General features: G+C 64.5%; 17 protein-coding genes. 6 read left to right on the top strand and 11 right to left on the bottom strand.

Annotated elements, in window-relative coordinates:
- The first annotated feature begins 66 nt into the window (after window positions 1–66).
- A complete protein-coding gene (locus E8Q40_RS01355; RefSeq protein ID WP_137042701.1) occupies window positions 67–873 on the top strand; it encodes a YiiX/YebB-like N1pC/P60 family cysteine hydrolase in 807 nt (268 codons plus the stop codon).
- Between the two features lie 104 nt (window positions 874–977).
- On the top strand, window positions 978–1,706 hold the full coding sequence (locus tag E8Q40_RS01350) for a sulfate transporter family protein (protein WP_137042700.1): 729 nt from the start codon (window positions 978–980) through the stop codon (window positions 1,704–1,706).
- Between the two features lie 78 nt (window positions 1,707–1,784).
- Here E8Q40_RS01350 and nth read toward each other — a convergent pair whose 3' ends face one another.
- Window positions 1,785–2,582, bottom strand: coding sequence for an endonuclease III (nth, locus tag E8Q40_RS01345; RefSeq protein WP_246662975.1), 798 nt, complete (start codon window positions 2,580–2,582; stop codon window positions 1,785–1,787).
- Between the two features lie 22 nt (window positions 2,583–2,604).
- Here nth and E8Q40_RS01340 point away from each other — a divergent pair, with 22 nt between their 5' ends.
- On the top strand, window positions 2,605–3,132 hold the full coding sequence (locus E8Q40_RS01340; protein WP_137042698.1) for a DUF2244 domain-containing protein: 528 nt from the start codon (window positions 2,605–2,607) through the stop codon (window positions 3,130–3,132).
- A 49-nt stretch (window positions 3,133–3,181) separates the two neighbouring features.
- A complete protein-coding gene (locus tag E8Q40_RS01335; protein ID WP_137042697.1) occupies window positions 3,182–4,099 on the top strand; it encodes a bifunctional helix-turn-helix domain-containing protein/methylated-DNA--[protein]-cysteine S-methyltransferase in 918 nt (305 codons plus the stop codon).
- 1 nt (window position 4,100) lies between these two features.
- Here E8Q40_RS01335 and E8Q40_RS01330 read toward each other — a convergent pair whose 3' ends face one another.
- Complete coding sequence (locus E8Q40_RS01330; RefSeq protein WP_205995765.1) at window positions 4,101–5,519, bottom strand: CoA transferase; 1,419 nt, start codon at window positions 5,517–5,519, stop codon at window positions 4,101–4,103.
- A gap of 114 nt (window positions 5,520–5,633) precedes the next feature.
- Between E8Q40_RS01330 and gpmI the strand changes: the two genes are divergently transcribed.
- Window positions 5,634–7,157 carry a 2,3-bisphosphoglycerate-independent phosphoglycerate mutase gene (gene gpmI / locus E8Q40_RS01325; RefSeq protein ID WP_137042695.1) on the top strand — a complete coding sequence of 508 codons (1,524 nt, stop codon included), beginning with the start codon at window positions 5,634–5,636 and terminating at the stop codon, window positions 7,155–7,157.
- Between the two features lie 156 nt (window positions 7,158–7,313).
- Here the strand turns inward: gpmI and dapB are convergent, their stop codons facing one another.
- The 7 genes from dapB to dnaK form a co-directional block, all read right to left on the bottom strand.
- Window positions 7,314–8,129, bottom strand: a complete 816-nt coding sequence (dapB, locus tag E8Q40_RS01320; protein WP_137042694.1) for a 4-hydroxy-tetrahydrodipicolinate reductase — start codon at window positions 8,127–8,129, stop codon at window positions 7,314–7,316.
- 180 nt (window positions 8,130–8,309) lie between these two features.
- Entirely contained in the window at window positions 8,310–8,612 is a 303-nt protein-coding gene (locus E8Q40_RS01315) for a DUF1330 domain-containing protein (protein WP_137042693.1), read from the bottom strand.
- A 16-nt stretch (window positions 8,613–8,628) separates the two neighbouring features.
- Window positions 8,629–9,282: an orotidine-5'-phosphate decarboxylase gene (gene pyrF, locus E8Q40_RS01310; protein WP_246663135.1), complete on the bottom strand. Its 654-nt coding sequence runs from the start codon at window positions 9,280–9,282 to the stop codon at window positions 8,629–8,631.
- A gap of 89 nt (window positions 9,283–9,371) precedes the next feature.
- A complete protein-coding gene (locus E8Q40_RS01305) occupies window positions 9,372–9,953 on the bottom strand; it encodes an NADPH-dependent FMN reductase (RefSeq protein ID WP_137042691.1) in 582 nt (193 codons plus the stop codon).
- A 36-nt stretch (window positions 9,954–9,989) separates the two neighbouring features.
- A complete protein-coding gene (locus E8Q40_RS01300; RefSeq protein ID WP_137042690.1) occupies window positions 9,990–10,592 on the bottom strand; it encodes a class I SAM-dependent methyltransferase in 603 nt (200 codons plus the stop codon).
- A 96-nt stretch (window positions 10,593–10,688) separates the two neighbouring features.
- A complete protein-coding gene (gene dnaJ, locus E8Q40_RS01295) occupies window positions 10,689–11,834 on the bottom strand; it encodes a molecular chaperone DnaJ (RefSeq protein ID WP_137042689.1) in 1,146 nt (381 codons plus the stop codon).
- Window positions 11,835–12,005: 171 nt separating this feature from the next.
- Complete coding sequence (dnaK, locus tag E8Q40_RS01290) at window positions 12,006–13,916, bottom strand: molecular chaperone DnaK (RefSeq protein WP_137042688.1); 1,911 nt, start codon at window positions 13,914–13,916, stop codon at window positions 12,006–12,008.
- A 343-nt stretch (window positions 13,917–14,259) separates the two neighbouring features.
- Between dnaK and E8Q40_RS01285 the strand changes: the two genes are divergently transcribed.
- On the top strand, window positions 14,260–15,213 hold the full coding sequence (locus tag E8Q40_RS01285) for a hypothetical protein (RefSeq protein WP_137042687.1): 954 nt from the start codon (window positions 14,260–14,262) through the stop codon (window positions 15,211–15,213).
- A gap of 5 nt (window positions 15,214–15,218) precedes the next feature.
- On the opposite strand, the gene E8Q40_RS01280 is transcribed toward E8Q40_RS01285, so the two are convergent.
- Both E8Q40_RS01280 and E8Q40_RS01275 read right to left on the bottom strand, forming a co-directional pair.
- On the bottom strand, window positions 15,219–16,610 hold the full coding sequence (locus E8Q40_RS01280) for a carbohydrate porin (protein WP_246662974.1): 1,392 nt from the start codon (window positions 16,608–16,610) through the stop codon (window positions 15,219–15,221).
- Between the two features lie 42 nt (window positions 16,611–16,652).
- Window positions 16,653–18,014, bottom strand: a complete 1,362-nt coding sequence (locus tag E8Q40_RS01275) for a cytochrome c peroxidase (RefSeq protein ID WP_137042685.1) — start codon at window positions 18,012–18,014, stop codon at window positions 16,653–16,655.
- Window positions 18,015–18,043: the final 29 nt, after the last annotated feature.

Below are 18,043 nucleotides of genomic sequence, written 5' to 3'. Positions count from 1 at the left end.
AACAAGACGCGCAAAGCGCACCGGGGAACGTCTCGACGAGAGCGCCAGGATGGCGCCGGTGGGGTCATGGGTTGGGTCAGTAACGGCATCGGGCATCTGATCGCCCGTTATCTCGAGAAGCCCGAAACGGGCTATCACGAGTTCGCGCCCGGCCGCGCCGATGCGCTGGCCGCCGTGCTGAAACCCGGCGACGTCGTGCTGATCGAAGGCAACAGCCACATCGCCGGCATCATCAAGTATCTCACGCAATCGACCTGGTCGCATGCCGCCCTTTATGTCGGCCCGATTGGCGATCGAGTATCCCCCACAGGCGAGGCGCTGACTTTGGTCGAAGCCGAACTCGGCGTCGGTGTCGTCGCCGTGCCGCTGTCGAAATACGGCAACGCCCATACGCGCATCTGCCGTCCCGTCGGACTGTCCGATGACGACCGCATTCGCGTCTGCAACTACGCCTGCGAGCGCATCGGCTTCGACTACGACGTCAAGAACATCCTCGATCTGGCGCGCTATCTGTTTCCGCTGCCGGTGCCGCGCCGTTTCCGCCGTCATATGCTGTCGCTCGGCTCCGGCCATCCGACACGCATCATCTGTTCGGCGCTGATCGCGCAGGCGTTCGAGTATGTACGTTATCCGATCCTGCCCAAGGTCACCCGCGCCGAAAGCGAAGCCGAGCGCGCCGAGATTCTCGAAATCCGCCACTCGTCACTTTATGCGCCGCGCGACTTCGATATCTCGCCCTACTTCCAGGTGGTGAAGCCGACCATCGAACGCGGCTTCGACTACAAGACGGTGGCCTGGGCCGACCTGCCGGTCGCCGAAGCGGTGGCGCTGGCGCCGGGCGAGGAAGAGGTTGCCGCAAAGAGCGCGGCCTGATCCTCCTTCAGTGCGGTAAGCTCCTGTCCCCCTCGGGGGGATAGGGAAGCGTGTACGCCGCACCGCACTTGCCCAAATGCTCGCCTGCCCCTACTTCTCCCTCCATGCTCGACGCCGCCTTCAAGGCCTTCTCGCAAATCCTCTCCCCGCCGCTGCGCCGCGTGCTGTGGAAATCTGTCGGCCTGGCCGTGCTAGTGATCGTCATCCTCGGCATCGGCCTGCAACGGCTGCTGGCCTATCTCGCGGACAGCGGCGCCACTTGGGCCGAACAGGCCGCGGCGGCGCCTTATGACGCCTGGGGGTGGCTGGCCTGGTTCCTGTCGATCTTGGCCACGCTCGGCATCGTCACAGGCGCGCTGTTCCTGATGCCGGCAGTCTCTGCCTTCGTCGGCAGCTTCTTCGTCGATGAAGTGGCCGATGCCGTCGAGCGCGAACATTATCCGGCAGACCCGGTCGGCACCGCGCTGCCGCTGATGACGGGCATCGTCGAAGGCATCAAGATCGCGCTTCTGTCGTTGCTCGTCTACGTGGTCGCGCTGCCTTTCGTGCTGTTCGCCGGCTTTGGATTTCTGATCCTATTCGCCGCCAACGCCTACCTTCTCAGCCGCGAATATTTCGATCTCGCCGCGATGCGCTTCCGCCCGTCGGCCGAAGCGGTGGCCTTGCGCAAGGCCAACTCCGGCTATGTCTTCATGGCCGGCATGGTGATCGCGCTGTTCGTGTCGATCCCGATCCTCAATTTCGCCACGCCTGTCTTCGCCATGGCCTTCATGGTGCACATTCACAAAAAGCTGGCAGGCCGGCGTACGGAGCTGATCGAGCCGGTGCGGTAGGCTCTACCCGTCGTCCCCGCGAAGGCGGGGACCCAGCACTTGCTGGATCATCCGCCTACGCGGATGATGACGAGATTGCTACGCGGCAACGGATTTCCCCAGCCACTGGCACAAATCCGCAATCACGCAGCGCTCGCACAATGGCTTGCGCGCGATGCAGGTGTAGCGGCCGTGCAGGATCAGCCAGTGATGCGCATGGCGCTTGTACTCGGGCGGAATGACCGCCTCGAGCTTCATCTCGACATCGTGCACCGTCTTGCCCGGCGCCATGCCGGTGCGGTTGCCGACGCGGAAAATGTGCGTGTCGACCGCGATGGTGTGCTCGCCGAACGCGGTGTTGAGCACGACATTCGCCGTCTTGCGGCCGACGCCGGGCAGTGCCTCCAGTGCCTCGCGCGTTGGCGGCACCTCGCCGCCATGCTCCGACACCAGAATATGCGCCAGCGTCGCCACGTTCTTGGCCTTGGTGCGGAACAAACCGATGGTCTTGATCAGATCGCGAATGCGGTCTTCGCCCAGCGCCGCCATCTTGGCCGGCGTATCGGCGAGCGCGAATAAAGCCGGTGTCGCCTTGTTGACCCCGGCGTCGGTCGCCTGCGCCGACAGCACCACGGCAACCAGCAGCGTGAACGGATTGCTGTAGGCCAGTTCCGTGGTTGGCTCGGAATTAGCGGCCTCCCAGCGCCGGAAGGCTTCCCTGATCTGCGCCGCCGTCATCGGCTTCGAGACGCCGTGCGCCGCCTTGAGATCGGCCTGCTGACGTTTTGGCGCCGGCTTCACCTTGGCCGCGCGGCCCTTTTTCGCCTTCGTCAGCGCCTTGCGGACGGATGGCTTCGCGGAGCCTGAAACCTTCTTGCGGGCCGATTTTTTCGCCATGATTTTCCGTATAGTCGGCCCCATGACCGCGGACAATATCAGCAACGACTTGCGCGACACGCTCGAGCCGACCCTGTTTTACGCGGTGATCACACCGCACCGGTCGCTGGGCAATATTGGCTTCCTGGTGCTGATGGTCATTTTCGGCATGGTGAGCTTTTTTGCCGGCGTCGCCTTCCTGGCGATGGGCGCCTGGCCGGTGTTCGGCTTCTTTGGCCTCGACGTGCTGCTGTTGTTCATCGCCTTCCGCATCAACTATCGCCGCGCCGCCGCTTTCGAGGAAGTCACGGTGACGCCGTCGGTGCTGACGGTGCGGAAAGTGAGCCACAACGGCCGCGCCCGCGAATGGTCGCTCAATCCGCTTTGGGCGCGGCTGGAAAAGGACGAGTACGAGGAATACGGCATCGGCCGGCTTTTCCTCGTCAGCCATGGCAAGGAACTCACCATCGCCAGTTTCCTGGGGCCCGACGAAAAAGCGGGCTTCGCCGAGGCGCTGACCCGTGCCCTGGGCGACGCCAAACGAGGGCCGGTACGGAGCGCCGTTTCCTGACATCAGAAACCGGGTGGCCCACCCGCGGCCACCGTTTTAAATAACCGGCATGAACACAGTCACTGCCATAGCCCCTGCGAAACCGGCCATCCGCAGCCGCTTCGGCGACTTTGCCGAACTGTCGACCGCCGCAGCGGACTACGACATCGTGCGCCGCGCCATCGCCCATATCCGCGGCAACTGGCGCGCCCAGCCCGAGGTCGAGGCCATTGCCGATGCCGCCGGTGTCACGCCGACGGAACTCCATCACTTATTCCGCCGCTGGTGCGGCCTGCCGCCCAAGGCCTTCCTGCAGGCGCTCACCCTCGACAGCGCGCGCGAATTGCTGCGCGCCTCGGTGAGCGTGCTCGACACCGCCTATGAAGTCGGCCTGTCTGGGCCGGGCCGTCTGCATGACCTGTTCGTCACGCACGAGTCGATGTCGCCCGGCGAATGGAAAGCCTGCGGCGAAGGCCTGACCATGACCTATGGTTATCATCCCTCGCCCTTCGGCATGGCGCTGGTGATGATGGCGCCGCGCGGCCTTGCCGGGCTGGCGTTTGCCGATCCTGGCGAGGAGCGCGCCGCGCTCGACGACATGAAGCGGCGCTGGCCGCGCGCGACCTACATCGAGGATTATGCCGCCACTGCGCCGACCGCGCGCCGCATCTTCGATTCAGCATTATGGAAGGAAGACCAACCGCTACGCGTCGTGCTAATCGGCACCGACTTCGAAGTTCGCGTGTGGGAGAAATTGCTTACTATCCCGCTCGGCAAACTCACCACCTATTCCGATCTCGCGGCGCGTGCCGGCGTACCGAAAGCGCCGCGCGCGGTCGGCGCCGCCGTGGGCAAGAATCCGATCAGCTTCGTGGTGCCGTGCCATCGCGTCATCGGCAAGAGCGGCGATCTCACCGGCTATCACTGGGGCATCACGCGCAAGCGCGCGATGCTCGGCTGGGAAGCCGGCATGGTCGACAGCAACTAATTCAGAGCCAACGCGGCTCGTGTGTGCCGAGCGGCACCGAGGGCCGCGACCAATGTGGCGGCGTCTCGCTCATCGTTGCCGGATGTCGTACCGCCGACAGCCGGCCGAAGCCGGATTGGCTTTCTTCCAGGCAATCGAGCACATCGTTGCGCGCCGGATCGGCTGCGCTCATTCCGTCAATGCGGCCGAGCGAGCGCAACCAGCGCCCGGTCTGCGCCAGCGATAGCCGGACATGCCATGATCCGCCTTCGCGGCGCTGGCGAAGCAGCGCGGTCATGGCGCCATAGGCGAGCAGATAGCCGGAGGCATGATCGAGGATTTGCGCCGGCAACGGCCTTGGCCCATCGCTCCCTGCCGCTTTCGCTTCGGCATCGTTGAAGCCGCTCGCCGTCTGCACCAGCGAATCGAAACCGCGCCGCCCGGCCCACGGGCCGTCATGCGAATAGGCGCACAGCGACACATAGACGATGCCGGGCCGAATGCGCGCAGCCTCCTCCGGTCCGAAGCCGAGCGTGGCGAGGCCGCCGGGCCGATAGCCCTGCACGACGATATCGGCCTCGCGCAGCAAAGCGGCAAAAGTATCGCGGCCTTTCGCGTCGTGCAGATCGATGTGCGTCGAGAGCTTGCCGCGGCCGGTGTCGATCACCAGCGGCGCCACCGACGGCAGCTTGGGCGACGTCACCAGCATGACATCGGCGCCATGCGCAGCGAGTGTCAGCGTGCCGACCGGACCGGCGATGATACGCGTGAGATCGAGCACCTTTATGCCGGCCACCGGACGCGTACCTTGCGGCCAAGTCCCTTGCGGCCATGCGCGCGGCGCGGCATCGCCGACGCGCTCGACCGACATCAGTGGCAGCCGCGCGATCGCCTGGCCTTGCGGATGCGCGTCCCATTCGTCAAAGCTGCGCATCGCCGCGACGACCAGATTGGCTTTCGCCGCCGCGTCCTCGAAATCGAACGCCTTCCAGCCCTTCAGTGCCTCGGCGACGGCGGCCTTGTCATAGGCGCAGCCAAGCAGTTTGAGCACGCCGTCGCGATGATGCGGAAAATTCGTGTGCAGCCGCACGTAGCGGCCGTCGCCGCATTGATAGGCCCCGGCGATCTTGTCCCAAAGCTCGGGCGCCGGCTTGCCGTCGATTTCGAGATAGCGCTCGCTGCGCGCCGCGATGGCCGCCGCGCGCATGTCGACACCGATGCGCTGCGCCTTGCCGATGCGCTGCGCCTTGCCGGTGCGCGCGCGCCAGATTTCGGCGGCGGCCAGCGCCGAAGCGGCGACGGTTCCCTGCATCGCCGTGCCGACCGCGAAGGATGACGGCAATACCGGCTCGGCGCCGGTAAGATCGACACGACCGAGCGCCGCCGGGTCGTGACCGAACCCGGTCCAGATGGTGCTGAGCACAGCGCGCGGATCGATCATGGCAGCGGCCTTTACGTTGGACGGCATTCTTGCGCCAGCCTATTCCGGGTTTAGTTGACGATAGAACCGCGATCCTTCAAAACCCCCGAAATTGACTGAGACCGGGATTTTCCAATGCAAAAACGCCGTCCTGTCATGCTGGTTGTGCTCGACGGCTGGGGCTGGCGCGAGGACGCCACCGCCAACGCCGTGCACGAGGCGAAGACGCCGACCTTTGACCGGCTCTGGGCGACCTGCCCGCACGGCTTCCTGCGCACCTCCGGCAACGATGTCGGTCTGCCGACGGGGCAAATGGGCAATTCCGAAGTCGGCCACCTCAATATCGGCGCGGGTCGCGTGGTGATGCAGGACCTGCCGCGCATCGACGACGCCATCGCTTCGGGCGAGATCGCCAAGGCGCCGGCGGTGACCGATCTCATCGCCAAGCTGAAAGCCAGTGGCGGCACCTGCCACCTCATCGGTCTTGTCTCGACCGGCGGCGTGCATTCGCACCAGAACCATGCCGTGGCACTCGCAAGGATTCTCACCGACGCCAAGGTACCCGTGGCGGTGCATGCCCTCACTGACGGACGCGATACGGCGCCGCAATCGGCGGCCGATTTTCTCAAATCCTTCACCGCCGCGCTGCCGGCATCGGCGAAAGTGGCGACGGTGATCGGTCGCTATTACGCTATGGACCGCGATAAGCGATGGGACCGCGTGTCGAAAGCGTATGACGCCATCGTTGCCGGCGAAGGCGCGCGCTTTGCCGATGCGCAGGCCGCCATCGCCGATGCCTACGCCAACAAGGTCACCGACGAGTTCATCGTGCCGGCCGCCATCGGCGACTACAGCGGCATGAAGGACGGCGACGGCGTATTGTGTTTCAACTTCCGCGCCGATCGCGTGCGCGAGATCCTCGACGCCATGCTCGATCCCACCTTCGACGGCTTCGCGCGCAAGCGCACGGTGAAGGTCGCCGCCGCCGTCGGGATGGCGCAGTACAGCGAAGGCCTCGACAAACTGATGGCGACGATCTTCCCGCCGCAGAGCTTTCCCAACATTCTCGGCGAGGTCGTCGCCGACGCGCAGCGCACACAATTGCGCATGGCGGAAACCGAGAAGTATCCGCACGTCACCTACTTTCTCAACGGCGGACGCGAAGAGCCGTTCACGGGCGAAGATCGCATCATGGTGCCCTCGCCCAAGGTCGCGACTTACGATTTGCAGCCGGAGATGTCGGCACCGGAATTGACGGAAAAAGCGGTGGAAGCGATCAAGTCCGGCAAATACGATCTGATCGTACTGAACTTCGCCAATGCCGACATGGTCGGTCACACCGGCAGCATTCCGGCGGCGGTCAAGGCGGTGGAAACGGTCGATACCGGATTAGGCAGGATCGCCAAGGCCATCGAACAGATGGGCGGCGCGCTGCTCGTCACCGCCGATCACGGCAACGCCGAAATGATGGTCGATCCGGAAACCGGCGGCCCGCATACGGCGCACACGCTTAATCCGGTGCCGCTGATCCTGATGGGCGCCGGCAACCGCATCGTCGTCAGGGAAGGTCGCCTCGCCGACATCGCGCCGACTTTGCTCGAATTGATGGGCCTGTCCAAGCCGGCGGAGATGACCGGCACGTCGTTGCTGCAGGGGTAAGAGCTTCCGCACGCGCGGCAGGACTCCCTCTCCCCGTCGGGGAGAGGGTTGGGGTGAGGGGGCTCCTGACTGTCGACTTTGTAACCCCTCACCCGACGCTAACGCGCGTCGACCTCTCCCTATGGGAGAGGTGAAGAGAGCAAGTGGGAGCCGCTTCTAAAAATCCTTCAGACCGAGCACGTCCATCATCGAATAGAGGCCGGGCTTCTGGTGACGCGCCCATAATGCCGCGTGCAGCGCGCCGCGCGCGAAGATCATGCGGTCCTCGGCCTTGTGGGTGAGCTCGATGCGCTCGGCGGGCCCCGCGAACATCACGGTGTGTTCGCCGACCACGGTGCCGCCGCGCAAGGTGGCAAAGCCGATATCGCCTGGCTCGCGCGCGCCAGTGTGGCCGTCGCGCGAACGCACCGAACGCTGGCTGAGATCGATCCCACGGCCTTCCGCCGCGGCGCGGCCGAGCAGAAGCGCGGTACCCGACGGCGCATCGACTTTCTGGTTGTGATGCATCTCCAGGATTTCGATGTCGTAAATTTGGTCCAGCGTCTTGGCCACGCGCTTGGTCAGCGCCGCCAGCAGATTAACGCCGAGGCTCATATTGCCCGACTTGACAATGACCGCCTTCTGCGCGGCCTGCGCGATTTTGCGATCGTCGTCGGCGCTGGTGCCGGTCGTGCCGATAACGTGGACCTTGCCGGCGGCGGCGGCACGCGCCGCGTATTCGAGTGACGCGGCCGGGGCGGTGAAATCGACAATGCCGTCGGCGTTGGCCAATAGCGCCGCGATATCGCCCGTCAGCTTGACGCCGTTGTCGCCGATGCCGGCGAGATGGCCGGCGTCCCAGCCGAGCAGCGGCGAGCGCGCGTCTTCCAGCGCGCCGGCGAGCGTGAAGTCCTTGCTGTCGGCAATGGCCTTGACCAAAGTGCGGCCCATGCGGCCGCCGGCCCCCGTGACGATCAAACGCATTTCAGCCATCGCTCAAGGCTCCCGGAGTTGAGGCAACGGGTATAGCGGGCGAGTGCCGCGGCTGTCACCTCTGCCCCCTTGTAGCCCGGGTGAAACCCGGGACAATCCTATCCCGGAGTTCGCGGAGCCTGTCATCGGGCGGCGCTTCGCGCCGACCCGTTGGCTCCATCCGGGCTACACGGCCCCGCCCTACGGCTGCGGGCCGTCATAGCCCTCGACGATAACGATTTCGCCGGTCGAATGCGCCAGCCGGATTTTCATGTTCGCCTGGTATTCGGGCGAATCGTAACAGGCCTTGGCGGTGGCGAAGTCCGGAAACTCGATCACCACGTTGCGGCTGCGGGCCACGCCCTCGCGCGCCTCGAACGGGCCGCCGCGCACGATGAAGCGTCCGCCGTACTTCTTGAAGATCGCTGCGTTCGCCGCCGAATAGGGCTTGTAGCCTTCCTCGTTATGAATATCGACGCGCCCGATCCAGTAGCCCTTGGCCATGTGGTTTCCTCTTCTTTTATTGTTGCTGCTGTTGCTGTTGCGCCTTGGCCTGAGCAATTTCATCGACGATCGCCTGAGCGGCCGCCTTCGGATCGGCGGCTTCGACGATCGGACGGCCGACCACGAGATAGTCGGCGCCAGCGGCAATGGCGCGCGCCGGAGTCATGATGCGCTTCTGATCGCCGGCGGCGCTGCCGGCGGGGCGAATGCCCGGCGTCACCAGCGACATGCCGTCACCAACAATGCCGCGCAGGTTGGCGGCTTCTTCCGGCGAACAAACAAGCCCGTCGATGCCAATGCTGCGCGCCTGCGCCGCGCGCTTGGCCACCAGCGGACCGACGCTGAGCGCATAACCAGCCTCGGCGAGATCATTGTCGTCATAGGACGTCAGTACGGTCACCGCGAGGATCTTCAGCTTCGAGCCGCGCGCGCCTTGGGCCGCCGCTTTCATCGTCTGCGGGTAGGCGTGCACAGTGAGAAAGGTCGCGCCCATATTGGCGACGCTGGCGACGCCGTGGGTGATGGTGTTGCCGATGTCGTGCAGCTTGAAATCGAGAAACACCTGCTTGCCCGCCGCGATCAGCCCGGCCGCGAAAGGCAGGCCGCCGGCGAGGCCGAGCTGGTAGCCGATCTTGTAGAACGTCGCCGCCGAACCGATGCGCGACACCATGGCTTCGGCGTCACCGACCGACGGCACGTCGAGCGCGACGATGAGGCGGTCTCTCGGGTCGATCGGCAACGGATGCTCCTTGTCGCGCGCTAGCCCATTATCCGCGCCAGCTCGACGAGGCGCGACAACTGGGCGTGAAACTTGTTGACGAGATGGGTATCGGCGATGTTGCCCATTTCGTCAAAGGCCTCCTCGTCGCCGGCAATGGCAAGCTGCTCGGGGATCACCAGCGCGCCGCAGCCGATTTCGAGGATCTGCCGCAGCGCCTGCAGCGAATGCAGTCCCCCGGACGGCTCCGGCGACACCGAGGCGATGGCAAAGACGCGGTTCCGGAACGCGGCATAGAGCGGATCACCCTTCTCGCGCACGCGCGACACCCAGTCGATCGCGTTCTTGAGCATCGGCGTGACGGAGGCCGAATAATCCGGGCTGGCGATGAACACGCCCTGATGGGCCATGATCATGTGCTTGAGCTTGTAGGCGGCGTCCGGCGGGCCGCTGCGCGCCTCGAGATCCGGATCGTAAAGTGGCAGCGCATAATCCTGCAGCGATATGCGCGTCACCTCGATATCGAGCAGGGTCAGCTCCTTCGCCGCCAAAGCCGCGAGTTTGGCGTTGGACGAGCCGATACGGGTCGATCCCGCGAAGGTGAGGATTTTCGGCGTGGGCATGATGCGTGTTTAGCACACGCAGGCGCAGCCCCGGAATCAAACGCCGCGGTAGGTCCAGACCCGCGCCGGCGGCACGTTGAGCCAGATCAGTTCCGACGGCTTGCCGGTGAGGCCGTGCAGGTCCTTCGGGATCGGCGAGCCGACGGCATAGGTAAACTGGACGAAGGGCGCGCCGGGCTTCAGGAGCGCCATGGCGTCGGAGATCAGCCGCAGGCGCGTGCGCAGCGGCTTGGTCATCAGCGGCAGACCCGACACGACCGCGGCGGCCGGCTCGCGCACAATGCCTTCGAGCAGACGGCGCAGGCGATAGGCATCGCCCTGCACCACGGTGGCCTCAGGATAGCGCGTGCGCAGCAGGCGACAGAAATCCGGATCGAACTCGACCAGGATCAGACGCTTGGGATCAATGCCGCGCTGGACCAGCGCCTCGGTCACCGGGCCGGTGCCGGGCCCAAGCTCAATCACCGGGCCGCTCGATTCAGGATCGACGCACTTGGCCATGCGGCGCGCCAGCGGCTTGCCGGACGGCATCACCGCGCCGGTACGCAGAGGCTTTTCGAACCACGTGCGGAGAAACTGTACTTCGTCATCGAGACGAAGCGGCTTCTTGATGACGCGGGCGACTGGATGGGGTTGCATTGCGAATGGGCACCCGGGCCGGGCGAAGGAACCTGCCCGATATTGTCATGTAACAGTCACGGGGTATAGGGCACCCGTGGATGGGTCTCAAGCCGGTCAGGCCGAATAGCTGCCCCCGTTCCCGAGCCCGTCCAGGAACGTCCGGACCCGGCTGAGGAAGCCCGACGATTCAGGCTGAGTATGGTCGGACGAGAGCTTTTCGAACTCGGCCAGCAGTTCCTTTTGCCGTTTGGTCAGCTTCTGCGGCGTTTCCACCGCAACTTGAACGTAAAGGTCGCCGGTCTGTTTCGACCTCAGTACCGGCATACCCTTGCCGGTGACGCGGAAGCGCGACCCGGACTGCGTCCCGGCCGGGATTTTGACCTTAGCTTCGCTACCGTCGATAGCAGGCACCTCGATCTCGCTACCCAACGCGGCCGTCACCATCGAGATCGGCACCCGGCAGTGCAGATCGGCGCCGTCGCGCTGATAGAGTTCGTGAGGCTCGAGCGAGAGGAAGATGTAGAGGTCGCCCGGCGGACCGCCGCGAACGCCGGCCTCGCCCTCGCCGGACAGGCGAATGCGGGTGCCGTCCTCGACGCCGGCCGGGATGTTGACCTGCAGTGTCCGCTCGCGTGTTACGCGGCCGGCACCCGAACAGGCCGAGCACGGATCGTCGATCACCTGCCCCCGGCCGTGACAGGTCGGACAGGTGCGCTCCAGCGTGAAGAAGCCTTGCGCATGGCGCACCTTGCCGGCGCCGCCGCAGGTGTAACAGGTCTTCGGCTTGGTGCCGGCCTTGGCGCCGGTGCCGGAGCAAACCTCGCAGGTCACCGAGGTCGGAATCCTGACCTGCGCGTTCTTGCCAGCAAAGGCCTCCTCGAGCGTGATCTCCATGTTGTAGCGAAGATCGGAGCCGCGCTCGCGGCCCGAACCGCCGCCGCGCCGGCCGCTCATGCCGAACAGGTCTTCGAAGATGTCGGAGAAGGTCGAGGCGAAATCGGCACCGAAGCCGTGCCCGCCGCCGGCACCGCCCTGCTCAAAGGCGGCATGGCCGAAGCGATCATAGGCGGCGCGCTTGTCGCCGTCCTTGAGGACGTCGTAGGCCTCGTTGAGTTCCTTGAACTTGTGCTCGCAGTCCTTATCGCCCGGATTGCGATCCGGGTGATGCTGCATGGCGAGCTTGCGGAACGCAGCCTTCAGCTCGACTTCCGTGCAGGTGCGCGCAACGCCAAGCACCTCGTAATAGTCGCGCTTAGACATGGTGCAGCCGCTGCGTCGCTGATTGATGCAGGAAAGTTGCCGCGTTTCGCAGCAGGTCCCCTCTCCCGCCGCGCCGGCGTCCTGCGGACCCCGGCGCGTCGACCTCTCCCCCAAGGGGAGAGGTGAAGAGAGAATGACTCGCGCTCGACATCTTGATCGAGCCCATCATCATCAGGCCGACTTCTTGCCGCCCTTGTCGTCGTCGACTTCGGTGAACTCCGCGTCGACCACGTCGTCGTCCTTCTTGGCGGCATCGCCTTCGGCACCACCACCAGCCTGAGCCTGCTGGTAGATGGCTTCGCCGAGCTTCATCGAGGCCTGCGCCAGCGCATTGGTCTTCTGCTGGATCGCCTCGGAGTCGTCGCCCTTCAAGGCTTCCTTGAGGTCGGCGATTGCGTTCTCGATGGCGCCGCGGTCGGCATCGGCGAGCTTGGCGCCGTGTTCGGTGAGCGCCTTCTCGGTCGAGTGGACCAGCGCCTCGCCGTGGTTCTTGGCTTCCACCGCGGCCTTGCGCTTCTTGTCTTCCTCGGCGTGAGACTCCGCGTCCTTGACCATCTTCTCGATGTCGGCTTCGGACAGACCGCCAGAAGCCTGGATGCGGATCTGCTGCTCCTTGTTCGTCGCCTTGTCCTTGGCGGACACGTTGACGATGCCGTTGGCGTCGATATCGAAGGTCACTTCAATCTGTGGCATGCCGCGCGGCGACGGCGGAATGCCGACGAGATCGAACTGGCCGAGCATCTTGTTGTCGGCCGCCATTTCGCGCTCGCCCTGGAAGACGCGGATGGTCACCGCGTTCTGATTGTCCTCGGCGGTCGAGAAGGTCTGCGACTTCTTGGTCGGGATCGTGGTGTTGCGGTCGATGATGCGGGTGAACACACCACCCAGCGTTTCGATGCCGAGCGAGAGCGGGGTCACGTCGAGCAGCAGCACGTCCTTGACGTCGCCCTGCAGCACGCCGGCCTGGACGGCGGCGCCGATGGCGACGACTTCATCCGGGTTGACGCCCTTGTGCGGCTCCTTGCCGAAGAACTGCTTCACAACTTCCTGCACCTTCGGCATGCGCGTCATGCCGCCGACCAGGACCACTTCGTTGATCTCGCCCGCGGTGACGCCGGCATCCTTGAGCGCCTTGCGGCAGGGCTCGATCGTCTTCTGGATGAGGTCGTCGACCAGCGCCTCGAGCTTGGCGCGCGTCAGCTTGATCGTCAGATGCTTCGGGCCGGAAGCGTCCGCCGTGATGAACGGCAGGTTGACTTCGGTCTGCGTCGTCGACGACAGCTCGATCTTGGCCTTTTCGGCGGCTTCCTTGAGCCGCTGCAGCGCGAGCTTGTCCTTGCGCAGGTCGATGCCCTGCTCCTTCTGGAACTCGGCCGCGAGATAATTGACGAGGACCATGTCGAAGTCTTCGCCGCCCAGGAACGTGTCGCCGTTCGTGGACTTCACTTCGAACACGCCGTCGCCGATCTCGAGCACCGAGATATCGAAGGTGCCGCCGCCGAGGTCATAGACGGCGATGATGCCCTGCTTCGCCTTGTCGAGACCGTAGGCGAGCGCGGCCGCGGTCGGCTCGTTGATGATGCGGAGGACTTCAAGACCCGCGATCTTGCCGGCATCCTTGGTCGCCTGGCGCTGCGCGTCGTTGAAATAGGCGGGAACGGTGATGACGGCCTGATCGACCTTCTGACCGAGATGGGCTTCGGCCGTTTCCTTCATTTTCTGCAGGATGAAGGCCGAGATCTGCGAAGGCGAATACTGCTTGCCTTCCTCTTCGACCCAGGCGTCGCCGTTCGAGGCCTTGGAAATCTTGTAGGGGACGAGCTTCTTGTCCTTCTCGACCATCGGGTCGTCGAAGCGGCGGCCGATGAGGCGCTTGACCGCGAAGATCGTCTTTTCAGGATTGGTGACCGCCTGGCGCTTGGCCGGCTGGCCGACAAGTCGCTCACCGTCGTCCGTGAATGCGACGATCGATGGCGTGGTACGCATACCCTCGGCGTTCTCGATGACCTTGGGCGTTTTGCCCTCCATCACGGCGACGCACGAGTTGGTGGTGCCGAGGTCGATTCCGATGACCTTGCCCATGTTAAACACCTCTCAATTGCGGCAGACCGGACGGGCCTCTGAAACCCTTGGATTTGCCCTTGGGTTATTTGGCGCCCGAAGGTGTGTCCGCGGCTCGTCCGCGAACCCCTGATCCAGCCCCCTGGATAAGCGATAACCGCCGTTTAAAGCGGCTCGAAGCTCATATAGGAGGGGCTATAGGGGCCGCAAGCGGGCCGTTCACGAAAATGCGAGCGGGCGGCCCGGGTTAACGCCCTCGGCCGACCGCGAAAATGCCTTGCCCGGGGGCTATCCGTTGCCGTTCCGGCCGGACGCGGTTAGGCAAACGGCCGGACGGTCATTCGGCAGAGGACTTCGGCAACCCATGGCAGCGCAATCGGCACGTCGATCCCTCACCGTCATCGTGGTCTGCGCCTGTCTTGCGGCCTTCGCCGTGCCCGCCGCCGCCCAGACCCGCTATCCGCCCGGCCTGCGGGTCGGCCTTACCGCGCCAGCCGGCATGACGCCGTCGGCCCGTTTCCCCGGCTTCGAAGACGCCGACCGCAAGGCCGCAATCACCATCCTCGACCTGCCGCTGGCGGCCATGGAAGGCCTGGAGCGGTCGGCCCATGCCGAGACGCAGTCGGAGGTCGAGAACGTCAAGCGCGAGGCCTTTCCGTTCGAAAATGGCATCGGCGTTCTGGTGAGCGGCACCAAGACCGAAAACGGCGAGAAGGTTCACAAATGGTTTCTGATCGCCTCGTCGGCGACTGGGCCGGTGCGCGATCTCGCCACTCTGGTCAGCGTGCAGGTGCCGGACAAGGCGCGGGACGTCTACAACGACAAGGTTGTTCGCGACGCCTTGCGTAGCGTCACCTTCCGTCCGGCTCCGGTCCAGGAGCAACTGGCCATGCTGCCGTTCAAGCTCGACGACCTGGCCGGTTTCCGCGTCATGTCGGTTCTGCCGGGCGGCGGCGTGATCCTGATCGACAGCGTCGACGACGATCTGACCAGCTACCCCTATGTGATCGTCGCCGTCGGCCGTGGCGCGCCGGACGCGGCCAATCGCAGCCAGTTCGCCGCCGATCTTCTATCGCAGGCACCGCTGCGGAACATGCGCATGCAGAGTTCGGAGCCGCAGCGCATCTCGAATGGCGCCGGCCATGAGATCCGCGCTCAGGCCGAAAGCGTCAACGGCAAGCCGGTGAGACTGGTGCAGTGGGTCCGCTTCGGCGGCTCGGGTTTCCTGCGCATCGTCGGCGTCGCCTCGGAGGCGCAGTGGGACGGCGTGTTCAACCGCTTCCGCGCAATTCGCGACAGCGTCGAGCCGAGGGGCTGACCCCGTCAAAACTTGATCGTTGAGCGCAATCCGGCAACGAACGCGTTCTTAATCGCGGCACCGGAGGGATCGTTTGAATTTGCGACATTGCCGCCGGGATGCACGATGTATTGCAGGTCCGGCTGCAGCGTCCACCACGGCGCCAGCTGCGCCGCGTAACTCACCTCGAACACCACTTCCTCGCTGCGCACCACCGCATTGCCGGCATCGATATCGGCAGCAACTGCGTCCTTGCTCACCTTGGCGTAGGCAACGCCGAAGGTCAGCGTATCGTCGGGGCGGCCGCGGAACGGCCCTTTCAGGCCGACACCGCCATCGACGTAATAGGAAATCAGGTTGCGATCCGACGGCGAGAAGCCGCCGCGCACGAACAGGCTCAGCGCGCGTTCGCTGGTCTGCAGCACCGTCTGGTCGATGACGCCGTAAACGCCCCAGTTGCCCTTGTGGTTGAGCGCGCCGGTGGAGGCCGGATCGCTCAACAATACGCGCGAGCCGGTGGCATCGACGCCGAAGCGCTGATCGGCAAACCTGTTATTGCTCGAGTACCATCCGCCGATTTTATAAACAGCCGGCAGACCGGTCGCGGCTTTGCCCTGGTTCACCGCATATTGCAGTTCGCCCATCCACAGCACGCCGCCGACGAGACCGAAATTCAAACCGTGCTCATTGCACTCCTGCGCGCTGACCGTGCAGTTGTTCTTGCCGGCCGGATCGCCGGCGAACACGGCGGTGAGCAGCGTGAGATTATCGGTCAATGTCGTCGCCAGCCGCACGCCCGGCGCGGCGAGCGGATAGGCCGGACCGCCATTGGTGATATCGGAAGCCAGAAGTCCGGCCCAGCCGAAAGTGCCGTTGATCAGGCCGCCCGCGGTCGGGCTGGTGATGAATTCGTCATCGGCGGCGAGCTGGCCGATGCGCAGCGAGAAGCGCTCGGCAAAGCTCTGCTCGTACCAGGCCGTGAACAGACGGGTCGTTGGCAAAGCGTCGATGTTGCTTGGGTCGGCGATCGAACCGACATTGGCGACCGCGTTCCGGCCGCCGTCATGGATCTGGTAAAGCTTGAAATGGGTCTTGGCGCCGGCGAGACCAATCAGCTTCTGTAGATCGGTGTCGACCGAAAATTCGAGGCGGCCTTCATAGCTTGTGGTGCGATTGATGCCGCCCGACATGACGCCGAGCACTTCGCCGATATAGATCAGCGTAATTTCAATGCCGTAGTTTTCCTTGAGGGCCGCGCGGGTGCCGCCCCAGTCGCCGGTCAGCGTCTCACGCTCCCAGATCGACGGCACGGATTTCGTCTTGTCGACAGCGAAGGCGCCGCCGGAGATCGTCAGGGTCAGCGCGGTGGCAACGGCAATCGCCGCAAGAAAGCGGCGCGATTTCGTATTGACCGACACAGAACCCCCAAGCCTCGGCGGCATGAAGGTACTTGAATCGTTCTATTTCGCCAATTCGGCAAGCCGGCGCAGTGCTGAGAAATGGCGATCATGCACCGCGGGGTTGTACAGCGACCAGGGTTCGGCGGCCGTGAGGTACGGCGTCACTGCGGCGACCGTCTGTTTGTACTCGGCGTAAATGCGCAATGCTTCCGGGAAATCGTCCGCCTGCGCCGCCATGGCGATGCGCCGCAAGGTCAGGACCATATCGCGGACCGCGGCACGCGCCTTCAGGCGCTCGGGCAGACCGCCCTCGACGCTGGTGTCCTTCTGGTCGGTGAATTTCTCGGCGACTTCACGCCATTCGGCCCCGACCGAGTCCACGGTCAGGGCGACGATTTCGATGTCGCGCGCCGAAATGGCGACATTGAGCACGCTGGCAAATTCGGTGAGTTCGTCGATCTCGGCTTGTACCGTGTTCGGTGTGAACGGCCGATCGGCATCGCCGACGGTGTCGAGATAGGCGACGAGATCCTCGCGCTCGGTCGGGCTCAAGCCGAGATCGAAGTGCTGGTCGAAATGCGCCACCACCTCGCTCAGCGAATCGTAGCGGCCGTCATGGAAGTACGGCGCATTGAATTTGGCGTTGAGCAGAGTCTTGGTCTTGAAGAAGCCGCCTGACCCGACATCGTGAACTTTGCGATCGACGAAGGCGGCATTGGCGATGTGACAGGTGGCGCAGCTCATGGTCACGTCGTGACGGAACGGCTTGTTGAATACCGTCTCGCCGCGCCGCGCGGCATCAGGCGCCTTCGCGGTCAGCTTGCCGTCGGACGTGATCTTGCCGTTCGGCAGGAAACTGATCTCGTTGACGTAAGTCACCAGCGCATCGAGCACCTGGCCCGAGGGCTCTGCGCCGGCGAATTCATTGACGATGACATTGCGGATGAATTCGCGCAGCGAAGCGATACGGCCATCATGACCGTAGGGGGCGAGATATTTGTCGCCGCGCAGGCTCGGCACCGTCACCGGGTCGAAGATGCCGTTGTCGGCCTTGGGATTGAAGAAGGGCCCCGACGTGTCGAACGTGCCCGGCTTGGTCGAATGACCGGGCACGAACAGTTTCGCATTGCTGGCGCCCTGCTGATGGCAGGAATTGCAGCTCATGCCGGCGTCGCGCGCCTTGCCGCCGAAAATGGCGGAGGACGAGAACAGCATGTCGCCGAGATTGAACAGATAAGAGCGCTTGCCGCCGGCAGCTTCCATCGAGAACAGTTCGGTCGGCTGGTCGAGCAATTCCGCGTTCAATTCGCTGCCGACCGGCAAGGTGGCGTCCTTGCTGATCACGGGCGTCGCGCCGGCCGGTACCGCCGCAACCAACGTTGCGACGATGGCTATCGACAGGATCGCTTGTTGCGCCTTCATTGCACCGCTCCGACTTCCGATGGGGTCGC

Origin of the sequence: Pseudolabrys sp. FHR47 (assembly GCF_005153485.1) — a bacterium.
Taxonomy (GTDB): domain Bacteria; phylum Pseudomonadota; class Alphaproteobacteria; order Rhizobiales; family Xanthobacteraceae; genus Pseudolabrys.
Note: the sequence above shows the minus strand (reverse complement) of the source record. Positions and strands in the feature narration are given on the sequence as shown.

Coding starts and splice junctions, on each gene's coding strand:
- gpmI (WP_137042695.1), top strand. CDS start 5,634: ATGCAAAAACGCCGTCCTGTCATGCTGGTTGTGCTCGACGGCTGGGGC.
- dnaK (WP_137042688.1), bottom strand. CDS start 13,916: ATGGGCAAGGTCATCGGAATCGACCTCGGCACCACCAACTCGTGCGTC.
- E8Q40_RS01340 (WP_137042698.1), top strand. CDS start 2,605: ATGACCGCGGACAATATCAGCAACGACTTGCGCGACACGCTCGAGCCG.
- E8Q40_RS01335 (WP_137042697.1), top strand. CDS start 3,182: ATGAACACAGTCACTGCCATAGCCCCTGCGAAACCGGCCATCCGCAGC.
- E8Q40_RS01330 (WP_205995765.1), bottom strand. CDS start 5,519: ATGATCGATCCGCGCGCTGTGCTCAGCACCATCTGGACCGGGTTCGGT.
- nth (WP_246662975.1), bottom strand. CDS start 2,582: ATGGCGAAAAAATCGGCCCGCAAGAAGGTTTCAGGCTCCGCGAAGCCA.
- E8Q40_RS01355 (WP_137042701.1), top strand. CDS start 67: ATGGGTTGGGTCAGTAACGGCATCGGGCATCTGATCGCCCGTTATCTC.
- E8Q40_RS01300 (WP_137042690.1), bottom strand. CDS start 10,592: ATGCAACCCCATCCAGTCGCCCGCGTCATCAAGAAGCCGCTTCGTCTC.
- dnaJ (WP_137042689.1), bottom strand. CDS start 11,834: ATGTCTAAGCGCGACTATTACGAGGTGCTTGGCGTTGCGCGCACCTGC.
- E8Q40_RS01285 (WP_137042687.1), top strand. CDS start 14,260: ATGGCAGCGCAATCGGCACGTCGATCCCTCACCGTCATCGTGGTCTGC.
- E8Q40_RS01315 (WP_137042693.1), bottom strand. CDS start 8,612: ATGGCCAAGGGCTACTGGATCGGGCGCGTCGATATTCATAACGAGGAA.
- E8Q40_RS01305 (WP_137042691.1), bottom strand. CDS start 9,953: ATGCCCACGCCGAAAATCCTCACCTTCGCGGGATCGACCCGTATCGGC.
- E8Q40_RS01275 (WP_137042685.1), bottom strand. CDS start 18,014: ATGAAGGCGCAACAAGCGATCCTGTCGATAGCCATCGTCGCAACGTTG.
- dapB (WP_137042694.1), bottom strand. CDS start 8,129: ATGGCTGAAATGCGTTTGATCGTCACGGGGGCCGGCGGCCGCATGGGC.
- E8Q40_RS01350 (WP_137042700.1), top strand. CDS start 978: ATGCTCGACGCCGCCTTCAAGGCCTTCTCGCAAATCCTCTCCCCGCCG.
- pyrF (WP_246663135.1), bottom strand. CDS start 9,282: ATGGTGTCGCGCATCGGTTCGGCGGCGACGTTCTACAAGATCGGCTAC.